Source organism: Peribacillus sp., from assembly GCF_059453735.1.
Genome location: NZ_JAZVJO010000393.1, coordinates 1 through 20,862 on the forward strand (window position 1 = coordinate 1; position 20,862 = coordinate 20,862).

22 protein-coding genes and 2 tRNA genes are annotated in these 20,862 nt (G+C 39.2%); 7 read left to right on the forward strand and 17 right to left on the reverse strand.

Going from position 1 to position 20,862, the window contains the following annotated elements; translation table 11 throughout:
• Positions 1-255 precede the first annotated feature (255 nt).
• Positions 256-1,158: a 2-hydroxy-3-oxopropionate reductase gene (locus tag AC52RT_RS12885; RefSeq protein ID WP_495541116.1), complete on the reverse strand. Its 903-nt coding sequence runs from the start codon at positions 1,156-1,158 to the stop codon at positions 256-258.
• A 280-nt stretch (positions 1,159-1,438) separates the two neighbouring features.
• Here AC52RT_RS12885 and rpiB point away from each other — a divergent pair, with 280 nt between their 5' ends.
• Together rpiB and AC52RT_RS12895 are read left to right on the forward strand one after the other, a co-directional pair.
• Complete coding sequence (gene rpiB, locus AC52RT_RS12890) at positions 1,439-1,921, forward strand: ribose 5-phosphate isomerase B (protein WP_495541117.1); 483 nt, start codon at positions 1,439-1,441, stop codon at positions 1,919-1,921.
• On the forward strand, positions 1,914-2,051 hold the full coding sequence (locus AC52RT_RS12895; RefSeq protein ID WP_495541118.1) for a hypothetical protein: 138 nt from the start codon (positions 1,914-1,916) through the stop codon (positions 2,049-2,051). Before rpiB ends, AC52RT_RS12895 begins: the two co-directional genes overlap by 8 nt.
• Here AC52RT_RS12895 and AC52RT_RS12900 read toward each other — a convergent pair.
• Positions 2,038-2,814: a DeoR/GlpR family DNA-binding transcription regulator gene (locus AC52RT_RS12900; RefSeq protein WP_495541119.1), complete on the reverse strand. Its 777-nt coding sequence runs from the start codon at positions 2,812-2,814 to the stop codon at positions 2,038-2,040. The two genes, AC52RT_RS12895 and AC52RT_RS12900, sit on opposite strands and share 14 nt — an antisense overlap.
• A gap of 246 nt (positions 2,815-3,060) precedes the next feature.
• On the opposite strand from AC52RT_RS12900, the gene AC52RT_RS12905 reads away from it, so the two are divergent.
• The 4 genes from AC52RT_RS12905 to AC52RT_RS12920 all read left to right on the forward strand — a co-directional run bounded on the left by AC52RT_RS12905 (position 3,061) and on the right by AC52RT_RS12920 (position 6,189).
• Positions 3,061-3,894: a sugar phosphate isomerase/epimerase family protein gene (locus AC52RT_RS12905; RefSeq protein ID WP_495541120.1), complete on the forward strand. Its 834-nt coding sequence runs from the start codon at positions 3,061-3,063 to the stop codon at positions 3,892-3,894.
• 65 nt (positions 3,895-3,959) lie between these two features.
• Positions 3,960-4,961 (forward strand): dihydroxyacetone kinase subunit DhaK, encoded by a 1,002-nt coding sequence (locus AC52RT_RS12910; protein WP_495541121.1) that lies wholly within the window; start codon positions 3,960-3,962, stop codon positions 4,959-4,961.
• A gap of 14 nt (positions 4,962-4,975) precedes the next feature.
• On the forward strand, positions 4,976-5,620 hold the full coding sequence (gene dhaL / locus AC52RT_RS12915; RefSeq protein WP_495541122.1) for a dihydroxyacetone kinase subunit DhaL: 645 nt from the start codon (positions 4,976-4,978) through the stop codon (positions 5,618-5,620).
• A 353-nt stretch (positions 5,621-5,973) separates the two neighbouring features.
• Entirely contained in the window at positions 5,974-6,189 is a 216-nt protein-coding gene (locus AC52RT_RS12920) for a heavy-metal-associated domain-containing protein (protein WP_495541123.1), read from the forward strand.
• 48 nt (positions 6,190-6,237) lie between these two features.
• On the opposite strand, the gene AC52RT_RS12925 is transcribed toward AC52RT_RS12920, so the two are convergent.
• The 11 genes from AC52RT_RS12925 to queG all read right to left on the reverse strand — a co-directional run bounded on the left by AC52RT_RS12925 (position 6,238) and on the right by queG (position 17,027).
• On the reverse strand, positions 6,238-6,564 hold the full coding sequence (locus AC52RT_RS12925) for an SCP2 sterol-binding domain-containing protein (RefSeq protein ID WP_040372627.1): 327 nt from the start codon (positions 6,562-6,564) through the stop codon (positions 6,238-6,240).
• Between the two features lie 125 nt (positions 6,565-6,689).
• Positions 6,690-8,585, reverse strand: a complete 1,896-nt coding sequence (locus AC52RT_RS12930; protein WP_495541124.1) for a PrkA family serine protein kinase — start codon at positions 8,583-8,585, stop codon at positions 6,690-6,692.
• 105 nt (positions 8,586-8,690) lie between these two features.
• Positions 8,691-9,410 (reverse strand): ABC transporter permease, encoded by a 720-nt coding sequence (locus AC52RT_RS12935; protein ID WP_495541125.1) that lies wholly within the window; start codon positions 9,408-9,410, stop codon positions 8,691-8,693.
• A complete protein-coding gene (locus AC52RT_RS12940; RefSeq protein ID WP_495541126.1) occupies positions 9,411-10,121 on the reverse strand; it encodes an ABC transporter permease in 711 nt (236 codons plus the stop codon).
• Positions 10,121-11,029, reverse strand: coding sequence for an ABC transporter ATP-binding protein (locus tag AC52RT_RS12945; RefSeq protein ID WP_495541127.1), 909 nt, complete (start codon positions 11,027-11,029; stop codon positions 10,121-10,123). Before AC52RT_RS12945 ends, AC52RT_RS12940 begins: the two co-directional genes overlap by 1 nt.
• 116 nt (positions 11,030-11,145) lie before the next feature.
• Positions 11,146-12,510, reverse strand: coding sequence for a HAMP domain-containing sensor histidine kinase (locus AC52RT_RS12950; protein WP_495541128.1), 1,365 nt, complete (start codon positions 12,508-12,510; stop codon positions 11,146-11,148).
• Positions 12,507-13,178 (reverse strand): response regulator transcription factor, encoded by a 672-nt coding sequence (locus tag AC52RT_RS12955; protein ID WP_495541129.1) that lies wholly within the window; start codon positions 13,176-13,178, stop codon positions 12,507-12,509. The genes AC52RT_RS12950 and AC52RT_RS12955 overlap by 4 nt, the downstream gene beginning before the upstream one ends.
• A gap of 303 nt (positions 13,179-13,481) precedes the next feature.
• Entirely contained in the window at positions 13,482-14,231 is a 750-nt protein-coding gene (gene nfsA / locus AC52RT_RS12960) for an oxygen-insensitive NADPH nitroreductase (protein ID WP_495541130.1), read from the reverse strand.
• 103 nt (positions 14,232-14,334) lie between these two features.
• A complete protein-coding gene (gene trmL, locus AC52RT_RS12965) occupies positions 14,335-14,823 on the reverse strand; it encodes a tRNA (uridine(34)/cytosine(34)/5-carboxymethylaminomethyluridine(34)-2'-O)-methyltransferase TrmL (RefSeq protein WP_495541131.1) in 489 nt (162 codons plus the stop codon).
• Positions 14,824-14,899: 76 nt separating this feature from the next.
• Positions 14,900-15,763, reverse strand: coding sequence for an amidase domain-containing protein (locus AC52RT_RS12970; RefSeq protein ID WP_495541132.1), 864 nt, complete (start codon positions 15,761-15,763; stop codon positions 14,900-14,902).
• Positions 15,764-15,893: 130 nt separating this feature from the next.
• Entirely contained in the window at positions 15,894-17,027 is a 1,134-nt protein-coding gene (gene queG / locus AC52RT_RS12975; RefSeq protein WP_495541133.1) for a tRNA epoxyqueuosine(34) reductase QueG, read from the reverse strand.
• Between the two features lie 110 nt (positions 17,028-17,137).
• On the opposite strand from queG, the gene AC52RT_RS12980 reads away from it, so the two are divergent.
• Positions 17,138-17,806 (forward strand): B3/B4 domain-containing protein, encoded by a 669-nt coding sequence (locus AC52RT_RS12980; RefSeq protein ID WP_495541134.1) that lies wholly within the window; start codon positions 17,138-17,140, stop codon positions 17,804-17,806.
• Positions 17,807-17,852: 46 nt separating this feature from the next.
• Here the strand turns inward: AC52RT_RS12980 and AC52RT_RS12985 are convergent, their stop codons facing one another.
• The 4 genes from AC52RT_RS12985 to AC52RT_RS13000 form a co-directional block, all read right to left on the reverse strand.
• On the reverse strand, positions 17,853-19,604 hold the full coding sequence (locus AC52RT_RS12985) for an ABC transporter ATP-binding protein (protein ID WP_495541135.1): 1,752 nt from the start codon (positions 19,602-19,604) through the stop codon (positions 17,853-17,855).
• 157 nt (positions 19,605-19,761) lie between these two features.
• Positions 19,762-19,835, reverse strand: a tRNA-Gly gene (locus tag AC52RT_RS12990).
• Positions 19,836-19,851: 16 nt separating this feature from the next.
• Positions 19,852-19,925: transfer RNA gene (locus AC52RT_RS12995), tRNA-Gly, on the reverse strand.
• Between the two features lie 174 nt (positions 19,926-20,099).
• On the reverse strand, positions 20,100-20,516 hold the full coding sequence (locus AC52RT_RS13000; protein WP_340848469.1) for a YbjN domain-containing protein: 417 nt from the start codon (positions 20,514-20,516) through the stop codon (positions 20,100-20,102).
• Positions 20,517-20,862 lie beyond the last annotated feature (346 nt).

Genomic DNA, 20,862 nt, shown 5'->3' on the forward strand with positions numbered 1-20,862 from the left:
AATTCCTCGTTTGTTCGTAAATTTTCCATTTGCTTGCCGAGATTCTTCATTTCTTTCATATCTGGAGCCATCGAACTATTTTCTGGGACTTCTTCGTTTTTACTCATTAAAATCACCTCTGTTTTTCTATACCCGTTTTTACATAATTTAACCAATTAAAATGGATATATGCAGAAGTTCCTTCATAGTCAATCGCTCACCATTATGAACACAAGAACTTCTATTGCCAACCATATTTGATTGTCCAATGAAAATTTACTCACTTATAGATAATGCTTTTGGAATTTGATGATTTGCCATTACTTCAAAAAAGTCAATAATATGTGAATGATCCTTCATTGCATTACCATTGGCAACCTGGGAGCTGAAAATTTCCCTAACCTGGGTCGTAATAGGTAAAGGAACACCAAATGTAGCAGCCGTTGCCTTGACATTATTCAAATCCTTAAAGTTAATTTCAATTCGTCCACCAGGCTTGAAATTCCTTTCGATAATTTTGGGCATTTTAGCATCCATTACGGCGCTTCCAGCCAATCCTCCCCTGATTGCTTGGTATAACTTATTCAAGTCTATGCCTGCCTTACTGGCGAAAACTCCCGCTTCTGATAATGCAGCAAGGTGGATACTCACGATAATTTGGTTAGCCAGTTTTGCGATGGATCCTGCTCCGCATTCTCCAACATGGACGACATTAGTTCCCATGCATTGGAATAGCGGCAATACTTTATTAAATTCTCCATCGTTTCCACCAACCATAATTGAAAGAGTTCCTTCAATAGCCATCGGTTCTCCTCCGCTTACCGGTGCATCAAGAAAAGAAATTCCAAACTCTTTCAATCCCTCCGAGAAGGATTTAGAGTCGTCATAGGAGACAGAACTCATATCAATAACAATTGTTCCTGGCTTCGCACTTCTTGCTACGCCCTCATCTGAAAATAAAACCTGTTGCACGTGTATGGTTGCTGGCAGCATTGTAAAAAGGATATCGGATTTTTCCGATATTTCCTTCACGGATTCACAACCAAAGCCTCCATCCTTTTCTAATTCAGAGAGTGCAGCCTTGTTTACATCAAATAGATAGGTTTCATACCCTTTATTAATAATGTTTCTTGCCATGGGTTTTCCCATGATGCCTACCCCAATAAATCCTACTTTCATTCCAAAACCTCCTTTATAGTATTAATTTAATACTATTTTAGATTAAAAGTTTCGATTTGTACACAAAATGATAAAATAAAAAAAATTATGAAATGAAATGATAAAACTATAAAGAAATAACAGTAATAGCAGTAAATATTACACTAAAACTCCCGATTATCAATAAACTAACGAATAAATTCTAGTGATTTAATGAAAATAAATGAAAGCATTCTTGTATTAAACGAAAAAATATAATAATATTTATTTAAGAAATGGAAAATTGAAGGGGGTATTGAAATTGCGGATAGGCATTGGCAGTGATCACATCGGGTTTGACTTCAAGGAAGAGATTAAGAGATTCGTAGAAGAAAGGGGCCATACCGTTCTAGATTTCGGATGTTATGCAAAAGATCCCATTGATTACCCTGATGTGGCTTTTGAAGTGGCAGATGCGATTACTAAGGAAAAAGTTGAACGCGGGATTTTAATATGCGGTACAGGTATTGGTGTTGCAATCGCCGCAGGAAAATATCCAGGCATTCGTGCAGCCCTTACACATGATACTTATTCAGCAGAAAGGGCGCAGCTAAGCAACAATGCCCAAATTATAACAATGGGTGCACAAATCATAGGGATTGAAGTCGGAAAGAAAGTTGCTGAAGCATATATAAATTCCCATTGGGCCGGCGGGTCTGAAAGAAAGGTAAATAAAATTATTCAAAAAGAGAATTCCTTTTTAGGCCATCTTGAAAATGGTGCAGCGGGAACCAGCTGTGATTAAGCAGCAAGGGAGCATGGCCGGCCTTCATTCCAAGGATTCAATCTTTATGAACCCTTGGAATGAAGGCGTTTCCGCTCTGCTATTCTTTTGGGGGCAAGTCGAAGAAGAAATCTTTTTTATTCAGAAGTGACAATAATATTAATTCCCTTTAACGATGGATGATTAAGAGTTTCCTCATCCATAACAAGGTCTGTGATAATTGTGTCAATTTGGTCAGTTTTTGCAAAAACAGCACTCGAGTTAAATCCAATTTTCGTATGATCAATCAGAGCGATGACCATTTTCGCTTTATTTACCATATCCTTTTTTAGCTGGACCTCATATAAATTAAAGTCACTCATCCCGGTTTCCGGAGTAAAACCATTAGCTGATGTAAACATAATATCAATATTAACCTGATCCAAAATATTAGCCCCCATTATCCCCTCAATGGAAGATGAACCCTTCGTCATCATCCCACCGATGAGAATAACCGTAATATGAGGGCTTTCGTTTAATTCCATGGCAGTCTTGATGCTGCTAGTGACAACGGTAAGGCGAATGGATTGATCCTTTAAGTAACGAGCCAATGCAAGTGTAGTTGAACTTGCATCCAATAAAATGCACTGTTCTTTTTCAATAAAGTGAAAAGCCTTTTCAGCAATTAGTGATTTTTCCTTTTGATTCCTTTTGACTCGGGCTGAGAAACTGGTTTCACTACTTTTCATTTCATTAAGAATAGCACCTCCGTGTGTTCTGGTCAGTAGACCTTCCTTTTCCATTTTATTTAAATCGGAACGAAGGGTAGCTTCTGACACACCCAGGCTGTTTGCAAGCTCCAAGACTGTCAAACGCTGTTTTTCATTCAATAATTCAATAATTTTGCTTCTTCTTTCGGTTACAAACATTTTCATAATTTTTCCGTCCTTTGAGTTTTGAATATATAAATTAAATAGTAAGTGTTTTTCACCCTGTTATCAACAAAAAATAAAATATTATTAGTTTATTGTTATCATTTTCAATCAATAATTTTCGTTGTCTTTTGATTAGAAGAAAAATGTTGACTTCATGCTTGCATCTGAATATGATAAAGTAAATAATTTTAAAAATTGAAAATATTGGAAGCGTGCTCATCAAGCACTTTTTAGGGGGAATTGAGGATGAACGTTAAATTCGGATGTCAAGGTTCTACCTGGATGCTGGATTATGATATTGAATCAGATATGCTGGATAAAATTATGGATGATGTCAAAGGAGGTGGATTTACGGGGCTCGACATGCAAGTGACGCTGCTTGGGCGTTATCAGCATAATCCTGCGCTGTTAAAAGAGGAACTTGATAATAGAGGCCTTGAACTAGCTGCACTAACACTTCCGATGGCATTCATAGGAGGAAAGCAATCTTTGGAGGAAAAAGAAAAAGCTGATTACTACATAAATTATTTAAAACATTTCCCAGGGGCAATCATGAATGTGCCTTCCAGGGTCGGGCCGAACCGTGACAATCTGGCTCAGAGACAAAAGGAAATCATTTTGGGAATGAATGAACTTGGAAAGCATGCGTTTGAAAATGGAATTACCACTTCCATGCACCCTATTTCCTATAAGACCTCTTATTGGAGATTTGAGGATGATTACAGAATACTCCTTGAAGGGCTTGATCCGAGATATATGGGATATACTCCGGATGCTGGGCACATTACTTTTGGCGGTATGGATGCCGTGAAGATATTCAAAGAATATCTGCCGCTCATAAAACATGTTCACTTCAAAGATGCTTCCGTAAATTACGAGTGGAAGAAGATGGGTGAAGGTGATATTGATTTTGCTGGCTGCGTAAAGGTACTTAAAGAGGGCGGTTATAAAGGCTGGATCATGGTGGAAGAAGAAACTCCGGAAGCACAATTGAAAACAACTGAGACCATCGCAGATATTGGAAAGTACGTAAAGAAAGAATTATACCCGATTCTAGGGATGAATCAAGTAAAAGCATAACATCGCAGTTTTATATAAATGGAGATTTAGAGCTTACAATACGTTTTTTGAAAGGAGCAATTTAAGTGAAAAAACTTATTAACAATCCGACTTATGTCGTTGAAGAAATGCTTGATGGCTATCTAAAAGCACATTCTAATTACATCAAAGTTCTCCCAGAAAATGATCGGGCATTGGTTACTGCAAGGCCTACACGTGAGGGAAAGGTAGGCGTACTGATCGGTGGAGGTTCAGGACATGAACCTGGGTTTTTAGGATATGTCGGTGACGGTATGGCAGATGGCGTTGCAGTCGGCAATATTTTTGCATCCCCGCCTCCTTCGCCTATCCTAGAAGTGACAAAAGCAATCGATAAGGGTGCAGGAGTGGTTTACCTTTACGGAAATTACGCAGGAGATGTCATGAACTTCGGTATGGCGGCTGAGCTCGCTGATATGGAAGGCATCAAAGTAGAAATGGTCCTTGGCAATGATGATGTTGCCTCGGCTCCTATAGAAGAGAAACATAGACGCCGCGGCATTGCCGGAGAACTTTTCGTATTCAAAACAGCTGGGGCAGCAGCGGACCTTGGGTATTCCCTTGAAAATGTTGCAAGGATTGCTCGGAACACAAATGAAAATACCCGCTCGATGGGTGTAGGTTTAACACCATGTTCATTGCCTCAAACAGGCAAGCCAAGCTTTGAATTAAATGATGATGAAATGGAAATCGGCCTGGGACACCACGGTGAACCGGGAATCAAGAAGGTAAAGCTTCAGACAGCCAATGCCGTGGCTGACGAGCTTCTGGGAGCAATCCTGGAAGACATGCCTCTAAACGAAGGAGAAGAAGTGGCTGTATTAGTGAATGGCCTCGGCTCCACTCCAAACATGGAACTCTACATTATGTTTAGAAGAGTAGAACAAATTCTTCAAGAAAAAGGCATTAAAATTTACCGTTCTTATATTGGGGATTATATCACTTCCCTTGAAATGGGTGGATGTTCAATTACCATTACAAAATTGGACAACGAGCTGAAAACCATGATCGACCATCCGGTAGATACTCCCATGTTTGTCCAGAAGTAAGGAGGCCTAAGACTATGCAAATAACAGCAGCTGAATTTATTGATTACTTTAAACTCGTAGTCGAAGTGATTGAAAAAGAAAAAGACTATCTTTGTGAGCTTGATCGCAAATTAGGTGATGGTGACCATGGAGTGACCATGTCGATCGGCTGGCAGGCAGTTAACCAGAAACTGAATAACGAACTTACGAGTGAAACTGATTGTGGAAAGATCAGTTCAACCATCGGAATGACTTTTTTGAATGCCGTGGGTTCCTCAGTAGGACCGCTATATGCAACAGGATTCCTCCGGGGTGGAAAGGCTGTGGCTCAAAAGTCAGAACTAACCGACCAAGACTTGGTTGATTACTGGATGGCATTTATTAATGGCATAAAAGAACGTGGACAAGCGAAAGTCGGAGACAAGACCATGATTGACACTCTTGACCCGGCACTCGATGCTTTACAAGCAAGCACTTCAACGGATTTTTTGGAAGCGTTTCCTAAAGCAGTTGACGCAGCGAAAAAAGGGATGAATTCTACTGCAGACTTGATAGCAAAAATTGGCCGCTCAAGCCGCCTGGGAGAACGTTCGATTGGCTTCCAAGATCCAGGAGCGACTTCCTCTTACCTCATCCTTGCTACTTTCCTTGAGTTTGTCAATGAAAAGCAAGCATTGTAATTCATATATATCATTGTAATTCTACCTGCCAAACTACATTATCAAGGAAGGATGTCATTCGATGAGTCAAATCGTTAATCCGGTATTGCCGGGATTCAATCCGGACCCCTCATTTTTAAGAGTAGGCGGGACCCATAGGAATATCATCTTTCATTCTGTCTGATCGGAATAATGCAATTAAAATAATACCTTCCAAAAATAACGGCTGTAATAATGAAAAGGCTTATTGTTCAAGTTAAAGAAATACTATTAAGACTTGGTTTTACTAATAAATATTGTCTCATCCCTATACATACATTTCCTTATTTTGGGTATAGTTAATTATGTGTATCCAGAAAAGGGGGAACCAAACGATGCTTACTACAACAATGTATGTAAAGGAAGCCACCACTGACGGTCCAATTCAAAATATCCAAACAATCTTGCAGCAAACTGATGGAATAGAGCGCGCCATGATTGATGTTGATGACGGCGAAATAAAAATTGAGTATCATCCCGAAAAAATTTCTCCACAGCTTATTACGGTATTAATCGAACAAAATGGATTACATGTTCGAACTGAAAAATAATGAATTCTTCCTTTAACAGCCCTTTTCGTAAAAAGGACTGTTTTTTTATTATTGGTATTGTTTTAAAATTTCTTGGAGCTTCATGGCAAGACCCATTTGACCATCAAGCTTTAACTTGCCGGTCATAAAAGCGAGGGTAGTATTTAATTCATCTTTTAAGAGTTTCGAAAAATTACTATCCGATAGTTTTAGTGTTACATCGGGCTCTTTGCTCGGATTTTCAACAACAACTACCTGCCCATCTTGAAGAATCATTTGAATGGTTCCGCTTTCATCTAATTCCACTTGAAATACTCGATTCTTTTGATCTTGAATATGCACAGGATTATCGTTCATTTTTTTCGCTAATTCATGTAATTCAGCTACCACACTCATCATATTACCCCCAAACAAGATTTATAAGAAAATATTACCATAAATAACCTTTAGGATGGTAGTTATTTAGTTATCTAGATTCCTTATCAGCTAAAAACCTGCCAGGGTTCTGGCAGGTTTTTTTCTCAGCGATTTAATAAACTTCCAACATATTTCAATAAATCATTGGCAGATGTTGAGTTGTATCCATGTTCCTCAATAAGACGTGCGACTACTTCATTAACCTTCTTAAGCTGTCGTTCATCTGGTGTTTTGGTTGAGGTTGTGATTTTAACCACATCCTTAAGGTCAGCGAACAATTTCTTTTGAATGGCTTCACGAAGGCGATCGTGGGAATTGTAATCGAACCGTTTGCCTTTACGGGCATAAGCAGAGATTCGAATTAAGATTTCCTCACGAAATGCTTTTTTAGCATTTTCAGAAATGCCAATTTGTTCTTCAATAGAACGCATTAGTTTTTCATCAGGTGAAAGTTCTTCTCCTGTCAGCGGGTCATGTAATCTGGATTTATTGCAATATGCTTCAACATTATCTAAATAATTATCCATCATTGTTTTAGCCGATTCCTCATACGAATAGACAAATGCTTTTTGGACTTCATTCTTCGCAATAGAATCATATTCCTTACGGGCAACGGAAATGTGGTTCAAGTATTTATCCCGTAATTCTGCACTGATAGAAGGATGCTGATCAAGTCCATCCTTCAAAGATAATAATACATCCAATGCATTAATGGATGGTATTTCCTTTCGGATGATCGTCGATGAAATTCGATTAATGACATAACGTGGATCAATTCCACTCATGCCCTCATCCTGGTATTCCTTCTTCAATTCAGCAATATCAGAAGAATTGAACCCTTCTACATTTTCTCCATCATAGAGACGGAGCTTCTTAACTAAATCGATATCACCCTTTTTAGGTTCCTTTAAGCGAGTTAAAATACTAAAAGTTGCTGCTACTCTTAATGTGTGCGGGGCAATATGAACCTCTGAAACATCACTTTCGTGAATCATTTTCTCATAAATTTTTTCTTCTTCCGTCACCTTCAAATTATATGGAACAGGCATAACGATAATCCGTGAATGAAGGGCTTCGTTTTTCTTATTTGAAATAAATGATTTATACTCAGTTTCATTTGTATGGGCAACAATTAATTCATCAGCACTAATTAACGCAAAACGGCCAGCTTTAAAATTACCTTCCTGCGTTAGTGACAATAGATGCCAGAGGAACTTTTCATCACACTTCAGCATTTCCTGAAACTCCATCATCCCGCGATTTGCTTTATTCAGCTCTCCATCAAAACGGTAAGCTCGTGGATCTGATTCAGAACCAAATTCGGCTATGGTTGAGAAATCGATGCTTCCTGTCAAATCGGCTATATCCTGAGACTTAGGATCAGAAGGACTAAAGGTACCTATTCCAATCCGTTTATCTTCAGAAAGGAAAATACGTTCAACCAATACGTCCTCAATTCGATTTCCAAACTCTTTTTCGAGTCTCATTAAATTGAGTGGTGATAAATTCCCTTCAATTCGAATTCCATATTCTTCAAAGAAATCATCTCGAAGGATATGCGGAATTAAATGAAGAGGGTCCTCATGCATGGGGCAGCCTTTAATAGCATAAATGGCACCCTGACTCTGAAGGGTATACGATTCTAACCCCCGTTTTAATAATGAAACAAGAGTTGATTTCCCTCCAGATACCGGTCCCATTAATAATAAAATCCGTTTACGAACATCAAGACGTTTTGCCGCAGGATGGAAATATTCTTCAACTAAACGCTCTAATGATTCTTCCAATCCAAACAGCTGTCCACTAAAAAAATTGTATTTTTTATGGCCATTGACCTCTTCAATTCCAGCATCTTTGATCATGTTATACACACGTGAATGTGCAGACTGAGCAACCAGCGGCTGTTTTTGGATAATATCCAAATATTCTGCAAAGGTACCTTCCCATTTTAGCTTTTGCTCTTCTTCTCGAAACCTGCCAATCTTTCTTAATATATCCATTTTCAGTACCTCCCCCTGTTACCTTTCAGAGACTACTTTAATCTATGCTTGGATTTGCCTAAACATGAATAAGGAACAGAAAAAGGTTGTTTTCGGTGTGCCAGATTACACTTCTTTTCTTTGGAAATACGTAAAACCGCTAACGAAAAAGAGAAAAAAACTACTCACAACCACCCCATATAACGTTGCATCAAAAACTGGCAATCCTCCAGCTTTGTCTGTCCATGAAAAAGCAGCTAGAAAAGGCTGTGCCCAAGGATAATAAGGAGCAAATTTTTCCGAATTCACAATTAAAATGTTGGGCAGTGTAAAAATCACATTTAATGCCATTGGTGCGGCGAAACTTGACCAAATAGTAGAAACGAAAAGCTGCAGCGCTGCCAGCGGCAAACTAGCAAGCAGCGATCCACCAACACCCAAAAGGAATAATTCCCAAGGAATATCTCCTGGAAACCCTTTTATCCAACCGGTTATCAATAGAACGGCCAAGAATAACAGCTGGGTCAACATAAGGAGTAATGCAACGATCAAAAACTTGGCTGTATAAACTACACCCCGGGATACTGGCTGTGCAAGCAATTGCTTCCACCCTCCCTCTATATGCTCAAATCGGCATGAACAGCTTGAAAAGATTCCCGCTAAAAGCGGCAGAAATAAAACTGAATGAGTGATATTCATATGAACCATTAACTGCTCCCATTGAAAAGGACCTTCGATGGCAATTCCTAGACCTATTAACGCAGCAAGTAACGGACTCACCAATGTTAAACACCATATTGAAGATTTCTGCATCTTGAGCAGCTCTGCATGAAACATCCGAAGCATTTAAAGCACATCCCTTCGGTAAAAATCCAGAAGGCCAACTAGATAGACTAAGAGTCCTGTCAATACTCCGGCTGCAGCTGAATACTCGAACTTTCCCCAGCTGTTTTCAAGAAAGAGCCATTTATACGGAACCCAATCAGGCATAATGACCCCATATAAAGATAGAATTGTTCCGATAATCCCACATGTCAGTGCGATTGCTTGATTTTTTACTACAATGGAAAGCCACGTATGCAGAGCTGCAAAAGGCAATGCCGCAAGAAACGGATAATAGGAGATTTTCAAAAGGTATACTAACGGAATCTTAGTCCCAAAACCTAACGATGATCCTAAACAAATAAGCCCAAGTCCTAAGCATGTGCAGGAAATAAACAGCAAGAACGTAAGCAGCATAAATTTCGCAGTAAACAAACTACATTTTGAAACTGGCAGAGCCAGCATCTGTTTCCAAGAATTTGTTTGATGCTCAATACCAGCCAAAATAGAAGCAACAATAGCTAGTCCCATCATTAACGCAGGAACAGCAAGTATCCTTGATTCATTAATTAACCCGCCCCATAGGTCATCCTGATATTGCTTAGTCAGCCAATCATACCGAAGCAGAAAATTAAATGCCTCTAAACCCACTACTCCCGCTGGTCCAAGAAACACAAGAAACCATACCCACTTTTTCTTCATCTTTAAGGTATCTATTAAAAGAAAACGAATCATTAAAGACTTGCCTCCCCATTTGTAATGGTTAGGAAAATTTCTTCTAAGGATTGCTTTTCTTCTTGAACTCGGTATATCTCATACTTGTGACTGATAATTACGTCAACCATTGCAGCAACTTTTGCATCTGCAAGATAGTCTACATACACAATCCCTTCTTCATTTACAGCATGACTGCTATTGATTAACATCCTGACTGCTTCTGGATCGTTAACATGGAAGCCTATTCGACTCATCGATCTTTTTCTTATTTCTTCAATAGAGTTTTGAAAAACTAAACGCCCTTTCGCAATGATTCCAAGCTGGGTAGCCATCAGGTCGATTTCTGATAATAGATGACTCGAAACAAGAACCGTTGTGCCATGCTCCTTCGGCAATGACCTAATTAATTCGCGGATCTCATGGATTCCAGATGGATCGAGTCCATTTGTCGGTTCATCAAGAATTAAAAGCTCAGGATTTCCAAGCATGGCCGCAGCAATACCGAGCCGTTGTTTCATACCAAGAGAAAAACCCTTAACTGGACGTGTCGCTTCCCTGTTTAATCGAACAATCGAGAGCACTTCATCGATTCTTGTTTTGGGTAACTCTAGAAGTCTACGAAGCACCTCTAAGTTTTCATAAGCTGATAAATGACCATAGTAAGACGGCGACTCTACCAGTGAACCTGTTTTTTTCAAAATAAAAGATTTATTATCCTGCAGGTTCTTCCCGAACATTTCAATTGTTCCACTGCTCGGTCTGGCAAGCCCGAGTAACATTCGAATCGTAGTTGTTTTCCCAGCACCATTAGGCCCTAAAAAACCATAAATTTCTCCCTGCTTAATTTGTAAATCAAGGTTCTCTACAACTTTTTTCTTTTTAAATGTCTTCGTTAATCCCTTTGTTTGAATTATAAACTTTTCCACACATCTCACCTCTAGATTAAGCATAAAATGCCTAGGTTAAAAGGAGATATTAGAAAGGTTAAATTCTGTTTAAGAAACCATTAAACATACTTAAAAAGACTGCTGACACAATAGAGTCAGCAGTCTTCCTGTACTTTTTCAAATCCATGAGGAGGTTGAATGGTAATCGTCGTTCCTGAGTCATCACTTTTAATGGCCAAATCTAAATTCATAGTCTTTAGCATCATAGTTACAATCGATAAGCCAATGCCTGCACCTCTTGCTGATGAATGCCCTTCTATTCCCTTTCCATGGTCAATCACACTAAGACCCAGATGATTAAAGGTGATCCCGATATACTTACCAGAAACCGCATGACGATTGACATTTTGAAATAAATTATCTAGTACTCGTTCAAACCATTGAGGATCTATTGTCCAAAAAATTGGCGTATCGATAATATCTAATTCAATGATACATCCTTCCTTTTCAAAGACTGGGTACCAAGCAGCGCTTGAGGATCGGACGATTCTCGCTGCATCTATACGTTCCGGATGAAACGGGTATTTTCCAGAGGAAAGTAATGTATAACTCATTAAGTTCTCAATCAATTGTCCCAAGTAGTCCACCTTAGCTTCAATAGATGCTAAGGAAGAATGTCCTTGATTCGTTAATGGCTCTTTTTTAAGGCGATACGCATGTCCCCTTATTGTTGTTAAAGGAGTACGTAAATCATGAGATAGATTTGCAATTAACTGTCTCCTCAATTCCTCTTCCTCTTTTTCCCGCTCACGACTCGCTTCCAACTTACCAATCATATCATTAAAAGAATTCTCTAATTGGCCAATTTCGTCTCTTTTTTCAATGATTAACGGCGAAGGAACCCCATTCTCTGTTGGTGTTGTCATTGCATGTTGAACCCTTAGTAACCGTTTACGAATGCGATAGAAGAAAATAAATGAAATAAAGATAAAGCCGCATAGGATGATAAATATACCGATTACCCAGAGGAGATTGTATTTTTGATATACTAACTCATCGTTGGTTTTCATAAGATCTCTCGGAACCTGCGTAACAATGAATCCCTGCTTGTTATCTTTCCCCAGCATCGTAACCAGCGTATATGGATCTGCATCAGAACCACGATTTTTCTTCATAAACTCGACTGTATAACCTGCTGACCAAATCTCAGGAATATCTTTCTGATGAGCATTTTGGCGAGTCCTTCCTTCGGCGTCTACCCAAAAGATATCAGCCTCTTTATAAGACTCTTGTATGGTTTTCACCTGTTGATCCACATCCGGTATTTCTGCACCATCCAGCTCTTTAGCCGTTTTTTTTACGGTTATTTCCAGAGTAGATCCACTTTGATAACTAGTAGTCATTTCCTCTCTCAACGGCAGCATCAGCAATGAAGTCAACGGGAACGAAAAGGGCAAAATAATGATTGCCAGAAAAATAATTAGCACATATCTCGTTAATAATGACTGAAACCATCTCATTGCCGCACCCGATAGCCAAGCCCGCGGATCGTTTCAATAATTTCCGGTGATCCCGGTTTTTTTTCAATTTTCTCACGGATGTGCCGAATATGAACCATCACTGACTTATCTCCAACGATAAATTCTTCACCCCAAACCGCCTCATAAATCTGCTCCTTTGATAAAATCTGATTGGGGTGTCTCAGAAAATACATAAAGATGCGAAACTGTTTCCCTGTAAAGGGAATTTCTTGATTGGTACGACGATCAAAAATTTGATTTTGATGGATATTAATTTTCAGATGAGCAATTTCAAGCTCCGTCTCCGTGATCTGTCCTATTCTTCTGAGCAGAACTTCAATTCTTGCGGCCAATTCATCTGGATGAAAGGGTTTCGTTAGGTAATCATCTGCAAATTGCAGGCCATGCAGTTTATCATCCACACTTGAACGAGCTGATAGCATAAGAATCGGAGTATGTGGATATCTTTGTTTAAGCCTCTGCCCTACTGTAAAACCATCGAGTCCAGGAAGCATCACATCTAAAATGATTATTTCTACATTTTCATAAAACGATAGCGCTTCTTCTCCCGATTTAAGCCAATGTACTAAGTATCCTCTCTCTGCTAAATCATCTTCACATAATTTCCCTATATCCTCATCATCTTCTATGTATAATATTCTTGTCATACTATTCTCCATATCTTTTATTTTTCTATTTATTACTAGTTTAGTTAACTATTGAGAAAAAGAAAAGACTGAATATGAAAGAAAATCTGCTGCTCACGTTCACAACAGATGGAAATTGGGGTATACTATTTTTATACTATAATTTGGGACAATACAATACAAAGGGGGCTGCCACATGGGTACAGTCATTATTGTTGCTGTTTCTATTACGTTCTTAGCTGCAATCTTCACCGCAGGTTATAACGATAAGCCACACGCATAAATACATAAAAGAGCTGCCAACTTTATTGGCAGCTCTTTTCTTTACCGTTTATTCAGCCCTTGGCTCTCGATATAATCCTTCATGTACAGCCTTGATTTTTTCCCAAGCATAGCCGTCATTTGACATGTCCAATTTTCTTTGCGCAAACCATTTGACCGTTTAAGATAATACGATCGGATAATCCGGTTATATTGTTCTAACTGTTCTTTGAAAATTTCCGGGTCACTTTGATACTCATTTTCATGATAAATGTTTTCAAGAGGAAGCCTTGGTTTTTTGGCAGAAGGATTCGTTGGGTACCCAGCTACTAACCCGAATAGCGGAATGACTCTTTTAGGAATCCCTAATAGTTTCGAGACTTCCGGCAGATTATTACGCAGACCTCCGATATAACAAATACCTAATCCCATTGATTCAGCTGCTATGGCAGCATTTTGTGCGGCCAATGCTGCGTCGATAGAAGCAACTAAAAACTTCTCTGTACTTTCAAGTGCTTCCGTCACATTAGCATTTTCCATTTCTGCAGCTCTTTGAAGACGCTGCAAGTCAGCACAAAATACGAATAAATGACCATTTTTCGCTACATATGACTGCGGCCCAGCAATTTCTGCAAGAGCAGCCTTCTTCCCAGGATCGGTTACACCAATGATTGTATACGCTTGAATATAGCTTGAAGTAGATGCTGCTTGAGCACATAGAACCATCGTTTCAATTTGTTCCTTTGATAGAAGCTTGTCCTCAAAAGATCGAATTGATCGATGATCTAAAATCGTTTCAACTAATTTATTCATGACCATCACCTCCAGAAGTATCCTTCCCTTTTCTGTTCCCGAAAGAATCACCAATGAATCCAGTTGTGCAAAGATAAACCAACATCCTCGCACAACGTTAGATTCAATCTTTCATTATGATATCTAAATTGCGATAGTCTTGCTGCCGTAATGCTTCATATACCAAAATAGCTGCGGTATTGGATAAATTAAGTGAACGTACTTTATCCGTCATTGGGATGCGCAGACAGCGATCAAGGTTATTTTGAATCAAATCTTTTGGAAGACCAGTGGTTTCGCGTCCGAAAATGAAATAATGCTCTTTATTTTGATCACTAAAATCAAAAGTGGTATGTGGTTTCTCACCAAATTTACTTATATAAAAGTACTCTCCGCCTGCATTTTTCTCAAAAAATTCTTCTAATGAATCATAATAATGAATTTTCACGTGTTCCCAATAATCAAGTCCTGCTCTTTTCAACATCTTATCGTCTGTTGAAAAGCCTAGAGGGCGGATCATATGAAGCGTTGTATCAGTAGCTGCACAAGTCCTCGATATATTTCCGGTATTCGCAGGAATTTGCGGCTGGTATAAAACTACATGTATGGACACTTTCTTTTCACCTCTTGTTTTTTCTTCAACACATAGTATATCACTAAATAAACGTTGAAAAAACAGAACAAGTTCTTTAGGTACCGTCCAATATTAAGTAGAATTTATATTTAATATTTGGTGTGTATGCCGTAGAGTCCTCATACGCCCAATAACGATGCCTGCTGTTAGTTGTATGTGCATTTACAAGCGGCATGCCATTTTGGTCCTTAGCCGTAACAATCAACGAATGATCAAACCGGCCGTCACCCTGAAAATCCAAACAAATGATATCGCCTAAATCAAGCTCTTCTGGGCGTTGTACTTCCTTCGTCCGAATCCCCTGCCCCCTATCTAAAAGCTGCTGAAGAGCATTAGCAACAGTCCAGCTATAGCTCCATACCGTTCCGCTCATCCACCAGCCAGTGCTTCTCTTCGGACTGCCCCACATCGGTATGCCTCCAGCATGAAGACATTGAGAAATATAACTTGAACAATCGTCCGTGAATTTCGGATAGGTAGGATTAAATTCATTCCACCAACGCTCTGCATATTGAACTGCCTTTAATCGACTATATTGATAGTTTAGTCGAGCAGGTATTGATTCGACAGCTGGTACACCTGGGCCGCGTTCTTGATAGGAAGGTTGGATTTCCCAATCATCATTCAGTTTTCCAGAATGAAATAACGCTCTTCGCTGCTCCAGCTCCTCTTCAATATAAAACAATGTCCCATGCTTGATTAAATATTTAAAATGCACCTGGTAATCCAACCAATGTTCATTGCCCTTTTCTGTATCATTTATAATACGTCCAATTGCTTGGACCCTCACAATTTCTGCATCTCTCGTTCGAAGGCATGCCCGTTTATTCACTAACCTATCGCTTCCGCTTTCACCATCCCCATCAATAACTAAAAGCTGCACACGCTCGGCCAGTAAATCTTTTAGCTGCTCTTTCAATCTGCTTCCTCCTTGTCATCTTTTACTTCAATGTATGAATGACAGCTTGTTAAAAGTTTCAAAATGGTAAGGAAATATCGATCTCATAAAAAAAGCCTCTCCAAAGTTATGTGGAGAGACCAGCCAATCATTATTTATCCTGCATTTGTAATCCTTTTTCAATTTCTTGGAGAACTTCTTGATCCTGTTCTTCACTCTTAGCTTGCTTTAATGCCAGATACGCTTCATCTCCGCCAATTTTCCCTATGGCCCAAGCCGCAGTTCCTCGAATCACTGGACGTGGATCTTTCCTTATTAGATTTATCAATTCCGGTAATGCTGTTTCATCCTTAAAATGAGCAAGAGCGATAATGGCATTGCGTTGAATTGGTTTTTTTCCACGCCATGATCCAGATACATGACCGAATTTGTCCTTAAAGTCGCGATTACTCATCGTTAATAACGGACGCAGGAGTGGTTTAACAAGTTCAGGATCTGGTTCCATTTCATCATGAAAGTGGTTGTCCTTCCCCTTATTTTCGGGACAAACGGTTTGGCAAGTATCACATCCATATAAACGGTTACCAAGCTTAGTTCGGTATTCATCCGGAAGAAATCCTTTTGTTTGTGTTAAAAAGGCTATGCATTTGCTCGAATCAAGCTGACCACCTTGAACGAGTGCTCCAGTCGGACATACATCCACACACTTATTGCACTCACCACAGCGATCCTCCATGGGTGTATCCGGTTCAAATGGAAGACTCGTAATGATATCCCCTAAATACACATATGAACCAAACTCCGGTGTAATAATTGAGCAATTTTTTCCGCTCCAGCCAATTCCCGCACGCTCAGCTACAGCTCGATCCACCAACTCTCCAGTATCCACCATAGATTTAATGGCTACCTCTGGTGCTTTCTCTTTCAGGAATTCTTCTAGCAGTGCCATTTTTTTTCGTAACACCGTATGATAATCTGTTCCCCAAGACGCACGACAAAAAATTCCGCGCCGCTCTCCCCTTTTACTTTGAGGAGGATTTTTCAGCTTTGAGGGATACGCCAGCGCAATTGAGATAATAGAACGAGCTTCTGGTACTAACAAAGCAGGATTTACCCGTTTTTCAATATCAGGCTCTTCAAAACCTGATTGATAGTTAAGCTCCTGTTGCCGCAGAAGTCTATTTTTCATTTCATCAAAGGTATTCGCTGTCGTGAAGCCAATCTTATCAATGCCAATTTCCTTACTATATAAAATCACTTCTTGTTTAAGTGCTTGAAAATCCACAAATTATGCCTCTTTTCGTTGCTTACTATCACTATCAAATGGAACCACAACTTTTTAAACCATTGGTATCTATGATAAACTACTTTCAAGTATTTTTGGAGGTGTAACGTATGGAAATCTCGATTCATCCTGAACTCTGTAAGCAAGTCCCTGGTTTTAAGGCCGGCATTATCCAATATTCCGGCATAGAAGTAGGCCCATCACCACAAATGGTTAAAGGGAGACTGCAATTGTTTCAGGAATCCCTTTATTTTGACATGCAAGATAAAGAACTGACCGATTTTTCTGGTCTTAGAGAATGGCGCCAAATTTTTAAAGCAGCCGGAACCGATCCTTCACGTTACCGACCTTCTGTAGAAGCTCTGTACAGAAGAATTAAAAAACAGAATTATCTTCTGCCCGTCCATTCAGCCATAGATTTAAATAACTTTTTCTCCCTTCAATATGAAGTTCCAATCGGCATTTATGATCTTGCTGAGCTTAAGACAGGCATCACTCTCAGGATTGGTTATCCTAATGAAGAATATACGGGATTAAATGGCCGTAATAATTCATTACATAATATGATTACTTCGACAGATGATATTGGTCCATTTGGGAGTCCATATGTCGATTCAATCCGAACCAAGGTAACAGAAGAAACGACTGAAGCCTTACAAATTATCTATTTAAAACCATCTATTTCTAATGAAGAAGGAAATCAGTTGACCCATTCACTCATGAACATGTTTCTCCAGATACACGGCGGAGAAGGTTCCTGTCAAGTCCTGTCCTGCTGAATGGTACATAAGAAAAAACGCCCTTTTTTAATTTGGGCGTTTATTATTACTCACTCGCTATATCTAATTGCAACTGCTGTGAAGCTAGTTTCTTATAAAGGACATGGCTCTCTAACAATTGATGATGCGTTCCACGCCCTGTAATCCGTCCATCTTCTAGGACTAATAACTGATCGGCTTCGATAACTGTGGACAGCCGATGGGCAATAATTAATGTCGTACGGCCCTTCATTAAGTTCTTAATTGCATGCTGTACCAACTGCTCCGACTCACTGTCCAGATTAGATGTTGCTTCATCAAGCAAGAGAATACGCGGGTCCCGCAGGATAGCCCGGGCAATCGCAATACGCTGTCTTTGTCCCCCTGACAACTTAACTCCACGTTCCCCAACCTCAGTGTCATAACGGTTTGGCAATTTTTCAATAAAACGGTTAGCATTCGCCATGCTTGCCGCGTGCCGAACTTCTTCGTCTGTAATATCCCTGCCTACTCCATAACAGATATTATCTCTAATTGTCCCTGTCATAACGGGACTATCTTGTGATACATAGCCAATTTGTGACCGCCATAATGAAAGGTCTATATCAGAGATTTTCACACCGCCTATTGTAACAGTTCCGCTGTCAGGTTGATAAAATCGCTCTATCAGTGAAAAAATAGTTGTTTTACCACCACCGCTTGGACCCACTAATGCGATTGTACTAGTTGCAGGTACTGTAAAAGACACGCTAGTCAATATAGGTTTTGAGTGTTCATACGAAAACATAACCTGTTCAAAGGTTAAATCACCATGCATGACTCCTTCTTTTCCCGCGTAAGATTCTTGCTCTAAATTAAGCAGATGCTGAATCCGGTCTGTAGCACCCAGCGCTTTCTGAAATGCAGTAAAAAAGGAAGCCATCTGGCTGAAAGGGACGACAATTTGGAACATATAAATAATAATAGCTACAAGAGTTCCTGCCGTTAACGCACCTGAAGCTACTCTAATTCCGCCGTAACCGATTAATATGACCAGAATCATCATCATAATAGTCGTCATAAATGGAGAAATAACGGCCTGAATTCTTGCTTCCTTTAATCCAAAACGAAATAATTGTCCGACTCCTGAGAACCCTTTCTCTTTTTCCAGTGCCTCACCGTTATAGGATTTGACCAATCGGATTTCGCTTAAGACCCTTCCCAAGTTCCCGCTGAATGAAGCCATCTCGTCCTGTGTTGATCGAGATACTTTATACATCTTCCTTCCAAGCGGCATCAAAATTAGTAAAGATATTGGAATGATTCCAAGCATGATAGAAGTCATCCGCCAATCAAGCATAAATAATATGATTATAGATCCAATAATAGAGACAATTCCCGAAATAAACGTAACCAAATGATTGGTTATTACAGTCTTAATTGTAGTTGTATCTTGGGTAATTCTGCTCAACGTTTCTCCCGATTGATTTGCATCAAAAAAGGAAACAGGTAACCGCAGCACATGGTCCCATAACTTCCGACGAATACCTGCGACCAAATTCTCACCGATATACATTAAAAAATAAAAGGAAAACCCACCTGCTGCTGTCTGAATAATAAATGCCGCCAGCAGCAGGATAATCACGCCCGTCTCTATTCCACTTCCAGACATCTGATCTACAAGTCCTTTTGTAAACAAGGGGACAATTAACGCGGCTCCTGTTTCCAACAGACTTAATCCGATTACAAAAACAATCATTGCAATCGGGAGCTTCTCGGTTTTTAATAGTACAAAAAAAGACCGCCAATTAGCTTTCGGTTCCAACTTTACCTCACTCATTCATTTTCCTCCACCCCGACAATTAGTTAAATTATAGGCAAAATCCAAGTTTATTACAAATATTGAAAACAAAAAAAACACACCATAATGGTATGCACAAAGAAAAAACGCAATATTTCGTTCTCATATGTAACGAAAAACTGCGTTGTGATATGTATGGAGCGGGTGAAGGGAATCGAACCCTCATCATCAGCTTGGAAGGCTGAGGTTTTACCACTAAACTACACCCGCATATATGATTTTTTTATGGAGCGGGTGAAGAGAATCGAACTCTCATCATCAGCTTGGAAGGCTGAGGTTTTACCACTAAACTACACCCGCATATATTGTTGAAACTTGTCGAAAAACTTAACAGAATTAATTATATTCCCTTTTCTAAAGATATGCAACCCCATTATCAGACTTTCTATTTATTTTTATGCAAACATATCGGACTTATGACTCTCTAAAACTAAAGAAAAGCTCCTCTGCATGCAAAAGAACTTTTCTAAAAGCTTAAGACCAAATGACTTCCATGAATTTCGGATACGATTCTTCTGCTGTTTCAAGCAGCATAATTAATTTTCTAAAAGCAACATCTGCATTGAGTTCACCCTCAACCAAATAAGAATACCGAATGGATACTATTCCATCCTCTTCATAAAACTTAGAATATCGGTAATCTGTATTAAATTGATTAATAAGCTCATAGATAGCCGTCTTCTTTTCTGGATTTTTAATTTCGGCTACATTGAAACAGAATAGATCAGCTATGTCTCCTCTTTCATTAAAAGCACAGCCAATAATAACTTTCCAGCCATCCTTCAGCTTCTGCTCAGCTCTAAAAAAAGTTGACCCATCTTGATTCTGCTTTTCTTCCATTTGTATTTTTTCTCTGCCTAAGAAATTTCTGAATTTCACTGCGCTTGACATACAACCCTCACCTCTCTGTATACTTTATATTTTATACCGAATCCTTCCAAATTTACAGACTTTTCAGCGAAATTCATCTAATAAACTGCTTTTATGGTGAATCCTGATTTAAATACCACAAAAAACAGGGGATGCCCCATGTTTCTGGCATCCGCTGCTTTTTTAAACACTCCTAAACGTTCTTTTCAAAGGTGTGGTTATTCTAGTTATATACCCGCTGCTTTCAAAACTAAACCCTTTTCGACAAAATTATTTTAATTTTGCTAAGATAGGGAAAAGTTCGTGTAAATTAGTTATTTCATAGTCAGGTATAACATGATTACGTTCCTTCTCATGACGGTTAATC

Bases quoted from the DNA above. Each gene is read 5' to 3' on its own strand.
- AC52RT_RS12885 (WP_495541116.1), bottom strand. From the start codon at position 1,158: ATGAAAGTAGGATTTATTGGGGTAGGCATCATGGGAAAACCCATGGCA.
- AC52RT_RS12900 (WP_495541119.1), bottom strand. From the start codon at position 2,814: ATGAAAATGTTTGTAACCGAAAGAAGAAGCAAAATTATTGAATTATTG.
- AC52RT_RS12905 (WP_495541120.1), top strand. From the start codon at position 3,061: ATGAACGTTAAATTCGGATGTCAAGGTTCTACCTGGATGCTGGATTAT.
- dhaL (WP_495541122.1), top strand. From the start codon at position 4,976: ATGCAAATAACAGCAGCTGAATTTATTGATTACTTTAAACTCGTAGTC.
- AC52RT_RS12920 (WP_495541123.1), top strand. From the start codon at position 5,974: ATGCTTACTACAACAATGTATGTAAAGGAAGCCACCACTGACGGTCCA.
- AC52RT_RS12925 (WP_040372627.1), bottom strand. From the start codon at position 6,564: ATGAGTGTGGTAGCTGAATTACATGAATTAGCGAAAAAAATGAACGAT.
- AC52RT_RS12930 (WP_495541124.1), bottom strand. From the start codon at position 8,585: ATGGATATATTAAGAAAGATTGGCAGGTTTCGAGAAGAAGAGCAAAAG.
- AC52RT_RS12935 (WP_495541125.1), bottom strand. From the start codon at position 9,410: ATGCTTCGGATGTTTCATGCAGAGCTGCTCAAGATGCAGAAATCTTCA.
- AC52RT_RS12940 (WP_495541126.1), bottom strand. From the start codon at position 10,121: ATGATTCGTTTTCTTTTAATAGATACCTTAAAGATGAAGAAAAAGTGG.
- AC52RT_RS12950 (WP_495541128.1), bottom strand. From the start codon at position 12,510: ATGAGATGGTTTCAGTCATTATTAACGAGATATGTGCTAATTATTTTT.
- AC52RT_RS12955 (WP_495541129.1), bottom strand. From the start codon at position 13,178: ATGACAAGAATATTATACATAGAAGATGATGAGGATATAGGGAAATTA.
- nfsA (WP_495541130.1), bottom strand. From the start codon at position 14,231: ATGAATAAATTAGTTGAAACGATTTTAGATCATCGATCAATTCGATCT.
- AC52RT_RS12980 (WP_495541134.1), top strand. From the start codon at position 17,138: ATGGAAATCTCGATTCATCCTGAACTCTGTAAGCAAGTCCCTGGTTTT.
- AC52RT_RS12985 (WP_495541135.1), bottom strand. From the start codon at position 19,604: ATGAGTGAGGTAAAGTTGGAACCGAAAGCTAATTGGCGGTCTTTTTTT.
- AC52RT_RS13000 (WP_340848469.1), bottom strand. From the start codon at position 20,516: ATGTCAAGCGCAGTGAAATTCAGAAATTTCTTAGGCAGAGAAAAAATA.